The organism is Paenibacillus sp. FSL K6-2862 (assembly GCF_038005125.1).
GTDB lineage: Bacteria > Bacillota > Bacilli > Paenibacillales > Paenibacillaceae > Paenibacillus > Paenibacillus illinoisensis_A.
Genome location: NZ_JBBOSN010000001.1, coordinates 1,767,985 through 1,782,275, shown reverse-complemented (window position 1 = coordinate 1,782,275; position 14,291 = coordinate 1,767,985). Strand labels below are relative to the sequence as shown.

The 14,291-nt window shown below is 46.9% G+C and carries 10 protein-coding genes, 4 tRNA genes and 3 rRNA genes; 1 reads left to right on the top strand and 16 read right to left on the bottom strand.

Annotated features, from left to right (window positions below; genetic code table 11):
• Positions 1–154: 154 nt before the first annotated feature.
• Positions 155–1,312: a glycosyltransferase family 4 protein gene (locus tag MHB82_RS08315; RefSeq protein ID WP_341174421.1), complete on the top strand. Its 1,158-nt coding sequence runs from the start codon at positions 155–157 to the stop codon at positions 1,310–1,312.
• A gap of 97 nt (positions 1,313–1,409) precedes the next feature.
• On the opposite strand, the gene MHB82_RS08310 is transcribed toward MHB82_RS08315, so the two are convergent.
• The 16 genes from MHB82_RS08310 to MHB82_RS08235 all read right to left on the bottom strand — a co-directional run bounded on the left by MHB82_RS08310 (position 1,410) and on the right by MHB82_RS08235 (position 14,252).
• Positions 1,410–2,072: an HAD family hydrolase gene (locus MHB82_RS08310; protein WP_110821174.1), complete on the bottom strand. Its 663-nt coding sequence runs from the start codon at positions 2,070–2,072 to the stop codon at positions 1,410–1,412.
• A gap of 271 nt (positions 2,073–2,343) precedes the next feature.
• Complete coding sequence (locus tag MHB82_RS08305; RefSeq protein WP_341174420.1) at positions 2,344–3,120, bottom strand: Cof-type HAD-IIB family hydrolase; 777 nt, start codon at positions 3,118–3,120, stop codon at positions 2,344–2,346.
• A gap of 145 nt (positions 3,121–3,265) precedes the next feature.
• Positions 3,266–3,835: a GNAT family N-acetyltransferase gene (locus MHB82_RS08300; RefSeq protein ID WP_341174419.1), complete on the bottom strand. Its 570-nt coding sequence runs from the start codon at positions 3,833–3,835 to the stop codon at positions 3,266–3,268.
• Between the two features lie 32 nt (positions 3,836–3,867).
• The gene (locus tag MHB82_RS08295) at positions 3,868–4,284 is read right to left on the bottom strand and encodes a hypothetical protein (protein WP_341174418.1); all 417 of its coding nucleotides are present in this window, start codon (positions 4,282–4,284) and stop codon (positions 3,868–3,870) included.
• A 16-nt stretch (positions 4,285–4,300) separates the two neighbouring features.
• Entirely contained in the window at positions 4,301–5,002 is a 702-nt protein-coding gene (locus MHB82_RS08290; protein WP_341174417.1) for a hypothetical protein, read from the bottom strand.
• A gap of 87 nt (positions 5,003–5,089) precedes the next feature.
• Positions 5,090–5,869, bottom strand: a complete 780-nt coding sequence (locus MHB82_RS08285) for a hypothetical protein (RefSeq protein WP_341174416.1) — start codon at positions 5,867–5,869, stop codon at positions 5,090–5,092.
• A 580-nt stretch (positions 5,870–6,449) separates the two neighbouring features.
• Complete coding sequence (locus tag MHB82_RS08280) at positions 6,450–7,058, bottom strand: transglutaminase-like domain-containing protein (protein ID WP_341174415.1); 609 nt, start codon at positions 7,056–7,058, stop codon at positions 6,450–6,452.
• A 323-nt stretch (positions 7,059–7,381) separates the two neighbouring features.
• Positions 7,382–7,454 (bottom strand) — tRNA-Lys (locus MHB82_RS08275).
• A gap of 9 nt (positions 7,455–7,463) precedes the next feature.
• A tRNA-Trp gene (locus MHB82_RS08270) sits at positions 7,464–7,537 on the bottom strand.
• A gap of 4 nt (positions 7,538–7,541) precedes the next feature.
• Positions 7,542–7,617 (bottom strand) — tRNA-Val (locus MHB82_RS08265).
• Between the two features lie 123 nt (positions 7,618–7,740).
• Positions 7,741–7,812, bottom strand: a tRNA-Glu gene (locus tag MHB82_RS08260).
• Between the two features lie 90 nt (positions 7,813–7,902).
• Positions 7,903–8,019: ribosomal RNA gene (gene rrf, locus MHB82_RS08255) — 5S ribosomal RNA — on the bottom strand.
• Positions 8,020–8,094: 75 nt separating this feature from the next.
• Positions 8,095–11,023: ribosomal RNA gene (locus MHB82_RS08250) — 23S ribosomal RNA — on the bottom strand.
• Positions 11,024–11,331: 308 nt separating this feature from the next.
• Positions 11,332–12,883, bottom strand: a 16S ribosomal RNA gene (locus MHB82_RS08245).
• The 16S, 23S and 5S rRNA genes sit together here with 4 tRNA genes alongside, the layout of an rRNA operon.
• A 563-nt stretch (positions 12,884–13,446) precedes the next feature.
• Positions 13,447–13,779 (bottom strand): HIT domain-containing protein, encoded by a 333-nt coding sequence (locus MHB82_RS08240; RefSeq protein WP_341174414.1) that lies wholly within the window; start codon positions 13,777–13,779, stop codon positions 13,447–13,449.
• 17 nt (positions 13,780–13,796) lie between these two features.
• Positions 13,797–14,252 (bottom strand): NUDIX hydrolase, encoded by a 456-nt coding sequence (locus MHB82_RS08235; RefSeq protein ID WP_095360367.1) that lies wholly within the window; start codon positions 14,250–14,252, stop codon positions 13,797–13,799.
• Between the last annotated feature and the right edge of the window lie 39 nt (positions 14,253–14,291).

Here is a 14,291-nt window from a genome sequence, read left to right as displayed (position 1 = left end):
AGAATAACCTATTTTAATTGAATACATTCATCATTTCTCCTGGACAGGCTATCTTCAAATTTACATAGAGCGTCTTGAAGTTAACCTTCATTTGACCTACGGAAAACGATCCATTGTTATGATCTTCACATCAAGAGTCATGGGAGGGGTAATGATGCGCCTGGCCTTGTTTACCGACACCTACATTCCCGAAACCAATGGTGTTGCTGGTACACTGCACCGCCTGAGTAACCACATGAACCGCAGAGGTATCGAACATCTGCTGTTTACTCCGATGTCTGTCATTGATGGCAGCGACTCCGCTTCGGTACGAGCGGTCGCGAATATCCCCTTTTTTCTGTATCCGGAATGTAGGATCGCCTTACCTAACCGGACCTCCATCCATCAACAGCTGCAAGCTTTTGAGCCAGATCTGCTGCACATCGCTACACCTTTCAATATGGGACTTCTCGGTCTCAAGTATGCACTCAAGCATCAGCGGCCACATGTGGTCTCCTACCATACCCACTTCGATCGCTACCTCGAATATTACCGATTAAAAAGCATGATTCCTCTCTATTGGAAGTACATCAAATGGTTCCATCGATCCGCCGATGCCACCCTGATACCGTCCTTGGAAACGCTAAACACACTCCAGTCGCAAGGTATTCAGCGTCTTAAGCTCTGGTCACGCGGAATTGACTGTGATCTATATACACCAGATAAACGAAGAGATGCGATTCGTACTCGCTACAATATAACAGCCCCTCTTATTTTACTCTACGTTGGACGAATTGCCCCAGAAAAGGATATCGCTACGCTCACGTCTGCCATGCAGAACCTGCCTGAACACATGCAATCCCGTGTTCATTGGCTCATTGTAGGGGACGGACCTTTACTTCCCAAAATGCGTTCGCAATGCCCGCCCAATGTGACATTTACTGGTTATGTGCATGGCGAAGAGCTTGCTGCTATGTATGCTTCGTCGGATTGGTTTGTGTTTCCTTCCTGCACAGAGACATTTGGAAATGTGGTGCTGGAAGCGATGGCTTCCGGACTGCCTGTTCTTGCTGCAAATGCTGGAGGTGTGAAGGATCTGGTGGTGCATCACCGTAGTGGTGTTTTGTTTGAGCCGGGCAATCCCGAGGCCTTGATTCGTGAGATATGTCTCTGGGGCGCTCACATGGATCAGCTTCAAAGGATGGGGCTGGAAGGCAGGAAGCTGGCTCTCCAGCGATCCTGGGAACATGTTTTTGACGGATTGATCAGGGACTATGAAGAAGCCATTGTAAACCGCAGCACACGCTCGAAGTCTCGAATCATAACAGCCTGAACCTTGTTAGATAGACAATGCTTGAATTTGAGGTCGGTAATGCTAAAAAAGAGTGGGGATGCAGCCCACATCCTCACTCTTTACAACTATTTCTCCCCTACAGCAAGGGCAGCAATTCACGCAGATGCGTGATGGAATGCAAGGGACGGGCCGTGATGCTATCCTGCCAAGGCTGGTTGACTTTCATCCAGATGGTATTCATCCCTACATTGGCAGCTCCCTCAACATCGTTCGTCGGATGATCTCCTATGTAAATGCACTGCTCGGGAGACAGACCGAAATGATCGAGTGCTATCCGAAATATCTGCGGATCGGGCTTTTTCACCCCAGCTTCTTCCGAAACAATAATCAGGTCAAAATCATCCCGAATTCCAAGCTGATCGATTTTTCCATACTGTATATCTGTTTTGCCATTGGTGATTAATCCCGTTCGATATTTGCTTCGGAGTTGCTGCACCACTTCCCGCGCCTCTTCCATCAGCACCGCGCTTCTTACATACTCCTTGCCATAGAACTCCATAAGCTCTGCATGCGGCGGGTACACGGACCAAGGCAGTTCCTGCAGCAATTCATTGAATAGAAGCGGTTTGTCCTTATAACCGTCCTGATCAAGTTCAATAATTCGTTGGCTGATATTATCGGTAGTCTCCAAATGGCCGAAGTATGTCTTCAATAGGGTTTGGGTAAATCCCTCGAAAGTTCGCGTCCTGTTCAAAATGGTATTGTCCAAGTCAAAAATAATGGCTTTAATTTGGTCCATTGTACTTTTGCCCCCTTAGCTTTGACTTCAATTACGTGGATCTGTTCCTCGTCAGTCAGGAGTCTTTCTCCAGAAATTGCTCCAGCTTCTGATTTATTCGGGCTTGCTCCTGCATTATTTTTTTGGTTTTCACTTCGATGCTAAGTAATGTGACTGTCATCATCAAGATACACACAAAAAAAATCAATTCTTCGATCTCCCTCACCTCTTTATCTACCATTTTATATTAAAATCCATATTAAGGATATATTTTACATTAAATCCTTCTTGCTCATATCAACTTAAATTTCTTCAATGCATGGGCGACCCCGTCCTCACTCGCTCTAAGAGTAACGTAATCTGCGCTTTGTTTAAGACGTTCTCCCCCGTTTCCCATTGCGATCCCGAGGCCTACAAACTCAAGCAGATCAATATCATTCTCCCCATCACCGAAGGCCATGGCTTCCTCTCTGGTCAGATGGAGATAGTCAAGGACTCTCGCAGCAGCTGCAGATTTGGATACTTCGTTTTCTTCCAGCACATTGGACACATACGGATGAAATCTCACAAAGCGCAATGAAGAAAATCTGGCCTGAAATTTCTCAGCCTCTGGCTCATCCGCATATAAGCACATGCAAACCACTTCCTGCTCCAAAGATTCGATTTTCTGCGGAGGATGCATTACGCCAAGGGTTTCCTGCATGGCATCTAAGACGCGGACATCCGTGGCACGTAAACCATTTATCGCAAATGACTCTGTAAAATAAGAAATGCTGTGATTGTTCAACTCGGCAAATTCACTTAATTCCCGGACCGTCTGTCCAGAGAGCACGGACTTATGTATAATCTCATCCCCGATTTTGATCAATGCCCCGTTGGCCGAAATAATGGTATCAATCCCCAAGTCAATGAATTCCTCACACAAACTGTAGGGCCTGCCTGTGACAAGCACCACCCGTATGCCTTTATGTATTAATTCGCGAATGGAATCCGCCGTAGCTGATGATAAACTACGGTCTGTTTCGCTCAACAATGTACCGTCTACATCGAAGAACACAATTCGTATCAAACGTCCTTCCCCCTCTTCTGCGTAAATTGGAATGAATACACTGAGGAAAGCAAACCTCAGCAGAAAGCCCCCTCACATTTTGAATGTTCCACTTAGTAAAAGAGATGACCCCTGTGCAGTTCAGGTTGTCATCTCTTTTGGGCTTCTAATTTGCTGCAAAATCATTCACATTGCATAACCACAACATATGGTCCGTTCCCTCGCCCCAGTAGTTGCGCGCCACGGTGTAGGGTTCTCCAAACTTTCGCTTCCACTTCTTCTGCGCGGTCCGGTAGCCGCTATCCAGGCAAAATTGCTTAACTCCTCGCTTCTGAAGTTCAGTTGCGAGCGCCTCAATGAGCATCGAACCTATTCCCTGACCTTGAACTTCCGGCAGTATGTATAAGCTACCCAATTCCCCGATATCATTCAGTCGATTCTCACTCAGAATCCGAATCTCCTCGCCGCAGGGCGCATATGAAATCGTCCCAACTACGCTATTTCCGCGTTTAGCCAGCAGAAAAAAAGACCCGGTATCAGTAGACTCACTATACTCGTCCGGATGCAATGTTGATTGAAGCAGCGACTTTTTGTGTTGAATTTCATCCTTAATATCATCTTGAAGCGAACCCAATCCCTCTTGATTAAACGCCTGCGTAATGGAACGTTCAAACACCAGGTAGGCACCCTCCACATCTGTTGAATTTAAGGGTTGAATGATAGTCGGTTGATCCATATATAACGGTCTCTCCATTTCATGATGTCTGATTAATCGGTATGCTTCTCAATTAATGCTCTTAGTTGATTTGAATCCTCTAGCGATATGCTATATCCCGTGGTGGTGTCTATCCCGTCTACCAACAGGGCCTTCATTTTAGGATCAGTTCCTATAGAAAAATCATATTTGGTCACGGATTGATCCGTATTCGTTACACTCATTTTGTATCGTGCTAGGTAATTAAGATTTCCGGGTAAAAGTTCCGCGTTTCCTATCGCATTCATGATCACCCGAACTTCGGTTGGCTCATTGAACTGAATATCTTGGCAGGGTTCAAATGTGTAATCAGGGTTACAGGTTAAAGTGATGAGCGAGGGAAGATTTTCATCTGCACCAGAAGTATCGGTATGTGTACAACTCGCAAGGAAAACAGCGAACAAACATAAGAAGATTGCTCCTTTTTTCATTAGATACTCCCCCTCTCTAGCTCCCCATGTTCACATTCAGATGCTGCAACTCAGGGTCCCAAGATTGGAATAACAAGATCAACCGCTGCACCGTATCGGTCACAAACGCCTGTACCAAGTCATCAGTCAAGTATGTTGGCACGATTCTGGGCTCATTGGCCGGCTCGTTAAAAAATGAAATCGTACGATCCCTCCAGCGGAGAATCTCTTCTGCGGTTAAACGTCCCTCGACATCATAACTCTGCGTGCTCTTAAGCATATGCCATACGCCCTCACTCCAACTGGCATGATGGTAGAGGTTAAAATCAATCTGATCTGTCTCCTGGTAGTACAAACGGCCAAGTTCATCCTTGGTTCGCTTCACATCGTTGGTTTCATCCGTGCTGGTGACTCGTTCCACGAATTCAGGATACAAACTCCGAAACCAGTAATAATCCGTCATGACATGTATGAAATAACCGCGTATAAACCACTTCCAGCCCTCATCTGAACATTGTTGAATGTAGACGGAGTATAGCTCTTGCAAACGTGCGACATAATTCTCATCACCCTTGGGGTTGAAGTGGGTGTATTCCTTGTCCTCCCTTGTTATACCTTCACGCATATGAATGGAATCCGGTGCAATATTCCCAAGATAGAATGGACCTCGTTCAACACGTTTTGGATTAGCATCAGCAAATAGCACAGCGACATGTAAGTGAACCATAGGCAGTGGCATGGAATATTCTCCTTTACATAAGAGTCTGCTGCTCATAGAACCGATAAGAACCGTTACTTAACAGCATTTAGCCGAGGAAAAGCAAATTCATCCCTGAACTCGTTCTAACAGAATTGTATTAAACAACTGTTCCAAATCTGTATGAAGAGCCGGCTGTTCACGAACCAACAGACTGATGTACTCCGATCCGCACTCATAGAAAACCAGACGATTATAAGGGGCTGCGTCCCCCCAATGATTCAATTCCAGCCCGAATTTTTCTCGTATCCGATTCTCGATATATCGCGCATAGCCTTCGTTCCACTCCAGCCAGTTCCAGTACTCCCCTTGTTCCTCTGTTAAAGAGCTGAATAACGCCTTTCTTGCTGATTGTACCTGGACTACATCCCCGCTCTTTAAGGCTGATAACAGTGAATTGATCCACTGGACCACATTCTCATCCTCATAAGGGAATTCGTAATCCAACTCCCATGTCACACGTTTAATTTTCTCCATCCTATGTTTAATTGGAAGACGATTTCCGATCTCCTCATATTTCTCATGGACATAACAATGAACATACTCGTGAAACAGAAACACTTTCTGCTCAAAATTTTGGAAGGCTGAGTCTGTCACAATTGCACACATTCGTTCGTTCATATGGTGCACTGGCATGGCTGCCAGACACTCGTCAGGGATGTTAAGATCATCCGGAACAGTTTTCACCCATTCATATTGCCCTTTCTCTACCGAATAATCATACATATATAATAGGGCATCAAATGCAACAACCACAGGATAATGCTCTGTAAATAAAGGATGTATGCTGACCAAGTCTTTTTGAAGCTCGTTCAACTCGTTGATTTGTTCTAAGAAAGTATCCACCATGTCATTTGCCCTCTCTTTACTTAATTGATGTGTTAATCATACTAAACCAGTAGAAATAAAACACTGAGAGAAAAATGATAATCTTGTGGTTGGTTGATTCATGAGAGAATTAGAAGCGTCCCCCGCGTTTTTCACTTAGATAGATATCCAATGCTTGGATTCCACGTTGAGCAAGTTTTATAAATAGGATTAGAGCGTATATGCCCAATCCGTATAACACCAAGTTAAATATAATTGCAAAGATTGACACTATTGAGAACAATACTTTTTCCTCCTAATCAACCTGATCAAAGCAGAAACGTCTAAGCTACAGGCATGTTATTTTTAGTTATGATTCCTATTTTAGCATATTTTACCTAAGTTTACTTTTAAGTAGATCAATGAGTACTTAATCAGTTATGGGTTTCTGATAAAACAAAAAAACTCCCATTCAAAAATAGTTGAAAGGAGTTTTATAGAGATTCAATAATATTTTGATCCATTCTTCACTCAAAGTACTTCTAGGTTATGCATTAGAATTTATCTATCCCCATGCTGATCTTAGTTCTAAACTGTACCGTATTGCCCCGCAGTTCGTTAATCACAGTTGTTCAGGCAGCCCGTACAAATACATATTTATGCAGTCCGTATTATTTTTCAAAGCTTCAATAGTCTTAACATGTGGAGACTTAAATATCGTCATATACTCGGCTTCGTCGTACTCTTTTCGGATCGTAAAGGCAAGTTTTTCTTCATCCAATGAAAACTCTGCTTGGATTCCAGGCTTGTTTCCTCGAGCATCCAATCGGATCCATGAATCTAAATGTTGAATATAAACAGCATTTAATGCATGGATACAATAGCCCGTATCTGGAGTGTCCCCGATCGTAAGTCGTTGATAACAGAAGCCAGATGGTATTCCCTCTCTCCGTAATATGGCACATAGAAGATTTGCTTTGGCATAGCAGATACCTTCTTTATAAATCAATGTTTCTGAAGCGGAACATGTGACTCTAGAACTCTTGATATCCCAGGAATGGGCAATTTGATCTCTGACATACATATATGACTGTTTGATATAATCCACCTGATCTTCCGATGATGCTGCTAATTCTGAAGCCAGTCCAGCAACCAGTGGGTGGTCATAATTGACCTCGTCAGTCACGGTCAAATAATCCGCAACGACTCGAGTTTCACAGATTAGATTCATTTTTATCAACCTTTCAATAATTATACTTAATATGCAAGTCTTCAATTAGTTTAATAGCATAATTATACATAGTAAAGAATAATAATCCCTGTATTCTTTATTCTGTTGTACTGCTCGTTAGCTTAATAAACTAAAGTGTAGTGAGTTATCATTTAATTTTACTCCGTAGAGTTTGAGAAAATACGAAAAACCCTTGAGGAATACTCAAGGGTTTTTGATATTCAGCAGGCACCATCGTCAGTATAGCTTATAACTATGGTACATTTTGATGATTTTAGAAGTTACACGCGGGATGAATAATCCCCCAACATGTACAAAAACAATGAGCCATGAAGGGCTCGAACCTTCGACACCCTGATTAAAAGTCAGGTGCTCTACCAACTGAGCTAATGGCTCATAATAAAATGGCAGGGGCAGCAGGAATTGAACCCACACCAACGGTTTTGGAGACCGTTGTTCTACCTTTAAACTATGCCCCTAAAATGGTGGAGGCTGAGGGGCTCGAACCCCCGACCCTCTGCTTGTAAGGCAGATGCTCTCCCAGCTGAGCTAAGCCTCCGTATCTATGACCCGTAGGGGATACTCTCACTTCGCTCGAGACTGCGTAGCAGTTGCTAACGATGATGATCCTCCGACGAACCTTTGGGATTCTCATCCCTTGTTGCTTTAAGAAGTAAAGTTATGACCCGTAGGGGATTCGAACCCCTGTTACCTCCGTGAAAGGGAGGTGTCTTAACCCCTTGACCAACGGGCCTTAATAGCTCTCAACAAACAAGAAGCTGTAAAATCTACTAACTGAGCTTTTGACTCAAATGAGCCAAAAAAAATACCCCAGTGGGGTCTCGCTTGGCAGCGTCCTACTCTCCCAGGACCCTTCGGTCCAAGTACCATCGGCGCTAGAGGGCTTAACGGTCGTGTTCGGGATGGGTACGTGTGGAACCCCTCCGCTATCGCCACCAAACGATGCTGCTATACACTCAGAGATTATTCTCTGAAAACTAGATCCGAAACGAAACTTGCAATCAAAACCTGCAATTTGGATAAGCCCTCGACCGATTAGTACTGGTCAGCTCCATGCATTACTGCACTTCCACCCCCAGCCTATCTACCTCGTCGTCTTCAAGGGGTCTTACATACTGGGAAATCTCATCTTGAGGGGGGCTTCACGCTTAGATGCTTTCAGCGCTTATCCCGTCCGTACATAGCTACCCAGCGGTGCTCCTGGCGGAACAACTGGTACACCAGCGGTACGTCCATCCCGGTCCTCTCGTACTAAGGACAGCTCCTCTCAAATTTCCTACGCCCACGACAGATAGGGACCGAACTGTCTCACGACGTTCTGAACCCAGCTCGCGTACCGCTTTAATGGGCGAACAGCCCAACCCTTGGGACCTACTTCAGCCCCAGGATGCGATGAGCCGACATCGAGGTGCCAAACCTCCCCGTCGATGTGGACTCTTGGGGGAGATAAGCCTGTTATCCCCAGGGTAGCTTTTATCCGTTGAGCGATGGCCCTTCCATGCGGTACCACCGGATCACTAAGCCCGACTTTCGTCCCTGCTCGACTTGTAGGTCTCGCAGTCAAGCTCCCTTATGCCTTTGCACTCTTCGAATGATTTCCAACCATTCTGAGGGAACCTTTGGGCGCCTCCGTTACTCTTTAGGAGGCGACCGCCCCAGTCAAACTGCCCACCTGACACTGTCCCCGTACCCGCTAAGGGCACCAGGTTAGAACCTAGATACGATCAGGGTGGTATCCCAACGGTGCCTCCACACAAGCTGGCGCTCATGCTTCAAAGGCTCCCACCTATCCTGTACAGATCGTACCCAAATTCAATATCAAGCTGCAGTAAAGCTCCATGGGGTCTTTCCGTCTTGTCGCGGGTAACCTGCATCTTCACAGGTATTAAAATTTCACCGGATCTCTCGTTGAGACAGCGCCCAAGTCGTTACGCCATTCGTGCGGGTCAGAATTTACCTGACAAGGAATTTCGCTACCTTAGGACCGTTATAGTTACGGCCGCCGTTTACTGGGGCTTCGGTTCACAGCTTCGGGATTACTCCCTAACCGCTCCCCTTAACCTTCCAGCACCGGGCAGGCGTCAGCCCGTATACTTCGCCTTACGGCTTCGCACAGACCTGTGTTTTTGCTAAACAGTCGCTTGGGCCTTTTCACTGCGGCCCCCTCGTGCTATTCACACTACCGGGGCACCCCTTCTCCCGAAGTTACGGGGTCATTTTGCCGAGTTCCTTAACGAGAGTTCTTCCGCGCGCCTTAGAATTCTCTTCTCGCCTACCTGTGTCGGTTTGCGGTACGGGCACCTTCATCTGGCTAGAGGCTTTTCTTGGCAGTGTGAGATCATGACCTTCGCTACTGTAATTTTCACTCCCCATCACAGCTCAGCCTTAATGATGTGCGGATTTGCCTACACATCAGCCTCACTGCTTGGACAGACATCCATCAGTCTGCGTCACTACCCTACTGCGTCCCCCCATCGCTCGTAACGATTTACGGTGGTACAGGAATTTCGACCTGTTGTCCTTCGACTACGCCTTTCGGCCTCGCCTTAGGTCCCGACTTACCCTGAGCGGACGAGCCTTCCTCAGGAACCCTTAGGCTTTCGGCGGATCAGATTCTCACTGATCTTTTCGTTACTCATACCGGCATTCTCACTTGTATAATGTCCAGCGCTCCTTACGGTACACCTTCAACCCTTATACAACGCTCCCCTACCCCTGATGCAAAGCATCAAGCCATAGCTTCGGTGGTGTGTTTAGCCCCGTTACATTTTCGGCGCAGAGTCACTCGACCAGTGAGCTATTACGCACTCTTTCAATGGTGGCTGCTTCTAAGCCAACATCCTGGTTGTCTGTGCAACTCCACATCCTTTCCCACTTAACACACACTTGGGGACCTTAGCTGATGGTCTGGGCTGTTTCCCTTTTGACAATGGATCTTAGCACTCACTGTCTGACTCCCGGAAGTAAGTCTATGGCATTCGGAGTTTGACTGAGCTTGGTAACCCTTGCGGGCCCCGCACCCAATCAGTGCTCTACCTCCACGACTCTGTTTTCCGAGGCTAGCCCTAAAGCTATTTCGGGGAGAACCAGCTATCTCCGAGTTCGATTGGAATTTCTCCGCTACCCCCACCTCATCCCCGCACTTTTCAACGTGCGTGGGTTCGGGCCTCCAGTGCGTGTTACCGCACCTTCACCCTGGACAGGGGTAGATCACCCGGTTTCGGGTCTACGTCCACGTACTATGTCGCCCTATTCAGACTCGCTTTCGCTGCGGCTCCGGCTCTTCACCTTAACCTTGCACGGGAACGTAACTCGCCGGTTCATTCTACAAAAGGCACGCCATCACCCCTAAAATGGGCTCTGACTTCTTGTAAGCACACGGTTTCAGGTTCTATTTCACTCCCCTTCCGGGGTGCTTTTCACCTTTCCCTCACGGTACTGCTTCACTATCGGTCGCTAGGAAGTATTTAGCCTTGGCAGATGGTCCTGCCGGATTCATACGGGGTTTCACGTGCCCCGCACTACTCGGGATCCGTCTCGGAGAGAGCAGACTTTCAATTACAGGGCTTTTACCTTCTTTGGCGGGCCTTTCCAGACCTCTTCGTTTAACCGGCTCCTTTGTAACTCCATGTGAGACGTCCCACAACCCCAGAGAGCAAGCTCTCTGGTTTGGGCTTCTCCGCGTTCGCTCGCCGCTACTGACGGAATCACTATTGTTTTCTCTTCCTCAAGGTACTTAGATGTTTCAGTTCCCCTGGTATGCCTCTACATAACCTATGTATTCAGTTATGAGTAACTGGATATTACCCCAGCTGGGTTTCCCCATTCGGACATCCCCGGATCAAAGCTTGCTTACAGCTCCCCGAGGCAGTATCGTTGTTCGCCACGTCCTTCATCGGCTCCTAGCGCCTAGGCATCCTCCGTGTGCTCTTAGTAGCTTAACCAATTGCTCCGGTTTCGACTTCTCACTTCCCTTGGTTTGCTTGTGCAAATCCAAAAGCCGTTCCCATTCGATACCATCGCAAAGCAGTTTTCGCTAATATTTGAAACTTGTTTAACACAAGTTCAGCTAAAAGGAATGTTCTAATTCGCAATTTTCGTTTCGATATCTAGTTTTCAAAGAACAAGCTCCATGCAAAAGCAAGCTGTTTGAGAGTTTGAGCTCTCAAAACTGAGCAACGAGTGAGCAACTAGCCGACCTGGCTAGATTTTGTATTTGAATGTCTTCGTTACAGAAGACGATTCTCCATAGAAAGGAGGTGATCCAGCCGCACCTTCCGATACGGCTACCTTGTTACGACTTCACCCCAATCATCTATCCCACCTTCGGCGGCTGGCTCCTTGCGGTTACCCCACCGACTTCGGGTGTTATAAACTCTCGTGGTGTGACGGGCGGTGTGTACAAGACCCGGGAACGTATTCACCGCGGCATGCTGATCCGCGATTACTAGCAATTCCGACTTCATGCAGGCGAGTTGCAGCCTGCAATCCGAACTGAGACCGGCTTTTTAGGATTCGTTCCACCTCGCGGCTTCACAGCCCGTTGTACCGGCCATTGTAGTACGTGTGTAGCCCAGGTCATAAGGGGCATGATGATTTGACGTCATCCCCACCTTCCTCCGGTTTGTCACCGGCAGTCACCTTAGAGTGCCCACCCGAAGTGCTGGCAACTAAGATCAAGGGTTGCGCTCGTTGCGGGACTTAACCCAACATCTCACGACACGAGCTGACGACAACCATGCACCACCTGTCTCCTCTGTCCCGAAGGAAAGCCCTATCTCTAGGACGGTCAGAGGGATGTCAAGACCTGGTAAGGTTCTTCGCGTTGCTTCGAATTAAACCACATACTCCACTGCTTGTGCGGGTCCCCGTCAATTCCTTTGAGTTTCAGTCTTGCGACCGTACTCCCCAGGCGGAATGCTTAATGTGTTAACTTCGGCACCAAGGGTATCGAAACCCCTAACACCTAGCATTCATCGTTTACGGCGTGGACTACCAGGGTATCTAATCCTGTTTGCTCCCCACGCTTTCGCGCCTCAGCGTCAGTTACAGCCCAGAGAGTCGCCTTCGCCACTGGTGTTCCTCCACATCTCTACGCATTTCACCGCTACACGTGGAATTCCACTCTCCTCTTCTGCACTCAAGTCACCCAGTTTCCAGTGCGATCCGGGGTTGAGCCCCGGGATTAAACACCAGACTTAAATGACCGCCTGCGCGCGCTTTACGCCCAATAATTCCGGACAACGCTTGCCCCCTACGTATTACCGCGGCTGCTGGCACGTAGTTAGCCGGGGCTTTCTTCTCAGGTACCGTCACTCCTTGAGCAGTTACTCTCAAGGACGTTCTTCCCTGGCAACAGAGCTTTACGATCCGAAAACCTTCATCACTCACGCGGCATTGCTCCGTCAGGCTTTCGCCCATTGCGGAAGATTCCCTACTGCTGCCTCCCGTAGGAGTCTGGGCCGTGTCTCAGTCCCAGTGTGGCCGATCACCCTCTCAGGTCGGCTACGCATCGTCGCCTTGGTGAGCCGTTACCTCACCAACTAGCTAATGCGCCGCAGGCCCATCCTCAAGTGACAGATTGCTCCGTCTTTCCAGCTTCCTTCAGGCGAAAGAAGCAAGTATTCGGTATTAGCTACCGTTTCCGGTAGTTGTCCCAAGCTTGAGGGCAGGTTGCCTACGTGTTACTCACCCGTCCGCCGCTAACCATCAGAGAAGCAAGCTTCTCATCAAGTCCGCTCGACTTGCATGTATTAGGCATGCCGCCAGCGTTCGTCCTGAGCCAGGATCAAACTCTCCAATAAAGATGAATTTCAGCAGCGCGGTTAGGCGCTATGAAAATCATCTGAGGTATTGAAAAGAGCGATTAGCTCATTTTGAATCTGACGAGATTAAAAATCTCATTTGTGTTCCAGTTTTCATACAGCCAAATGGCATGCACCAAAAACCTTCACGTTCATCCTGCAAGCAGGATGATTACTCACTCGTTGTTCAGTTTTCAAAGATCAAACTTCCTTGCCGACTCTATCAAGGCCGGAATTAGAATATATCACATTCCATTATGACTTGTAAAGTCTTTTCTCGAAATATTTTCGAGGTTTCCCATGCCTCTTGCGGCCGGAAAGATAATATATCATGTTGAAGAATGTTTGTAAAGTTTTTTTCAATTTTCTCGAATTTCTAAATCTGAAGATCAAATTATATATTTGAAAGATCTGCTTTGAAATAACTGCCCAATGGCTTAATGAAAAAACAAACAACCGACTATTCAAGCCGGTCGTCAATATCAATTATTCTATTATAAGGCTCACTACAAACTACAATTCAAGAAAGTATAACCACACCCTACGCCCGTTGCTCACACGAGTTAAGTCACTCGTTCACCACTGATGACATGCCAATGTAGATGCTTTGAATCCTGATAACTACCGAGGTTGGTCACAATTTTGGAAGCACCCGTACGCTCCACCATATCGGCAGCGATCTTTTTAATGACCCGCATAATTCCAAGTATCAGCTCATCGTCATTCGTTTCTTCCTCTGAGATGAAGGATGGAATGTGGACCTTGGGAATAACCACGATATGATGTTCATAAGAAGGCCGGGTATGGTGAAAGGCTAGCACGTTATCCGTCTCCATGACAATTTCCACTTCCGTCCTACCACTCAGAACTTCCTCACAATAAAAGTCTTGTGTCAAATGGAATGATCCCTTCTTTAGTTGGATTTGATATACCCTGCCTTTTTTAGTACATACTCTGTAAAGGGATTAATCTCCGGGACCGGTTGGGCCAGATCGAAGTATCGAAGTTCCAACCCTTCATCGTCCATAACCACTGGATTACCCTTGATTCCTGTAGCTTCATAAACAGCCGTCACATTGTATACTTCGTCTCCATGGGGATACTTATAATACATATCCTGACCCGAGAAAACGGTAATAAGCTTGTACGTCTCTGCCCTTAATCCCGCTTCCTCATACAATTCCCGTGCTGCCGCCTCTTCTAGCGACTCACCCGGTTCAAGCGAACCACCGAGCGTCCCCCAGTCGAGACTGTCTGTACGTCTTTGCAGCAACAGATGGCCCTCTTCGTTGAACACCAATACACAAGAACCTGCCATAATCAGCGGCCGCGAGCCAACGAGTTTTCGAAGTTCCATAATGTAGCCCATGAGTGTTCCCTCTTTTCCCTCAATGAATGTGCCCAGTCC

Bases quoted from the DNA above. Each gene is read 5' to 3' on its own strand.
- MHB82_RS08315 (WP_341174421.1), top strand. From the start codon at position 155: ATGCGCCTGGCCTTGTTTACCGACACCTACATTCCCGAAACCAATGGT.
- MHB82_RS08310 (WP_110821174.1), bottom strand. From the start codon at position 2,072: ATGGACCAAATTAAAGCCATTATTTTTGACTTGGACAATACCATTTTG.
- MHB82_RS08300 (WP_341174419.1), bottom strand. From the start codon at position 3,835: ATGGATCAACCGACTATCATTCAACCCTTAAATTCAACAGATGTGGAG.
- MHB82_RS08295 (WP_341174418.1), bottom strand. From the start codon at position 4,284: ATGAAAAAAGGAGCAATCTTCTTATGTTTGTTCGCTGTTTTCCTTGCG.
- MHB82_RS08290 (WP_341174417.1), bottom strand. From the start codon at position 5,002: ATGCCACTGCCTATGGTTCACTTACATGTCGCTGTGCTATTTGCTGAT.
- MHB82_RS08285 (WP_341174416.1), bottom strand. From the start codon at position 5,869: ATGGTGGATACTTTCTTAGAACAAATCAACGAGTTGAACGAGCTTCAA.
- MHB82_RS08280 (WP_341174415.1), bottom strand. From the start codon at position 7,058: ATGAATCTAATCTGTGAAACTCGAGTCGTTGCGGATTATTTGACCGTG.
- MHB82_RS08235 (WP_095360367.1), bottom strand. From the start codon at position 14,252: ATGGGCTACATTATGGAACTTCGAAAACTCGTTGGCTCGCGGCCGCTG.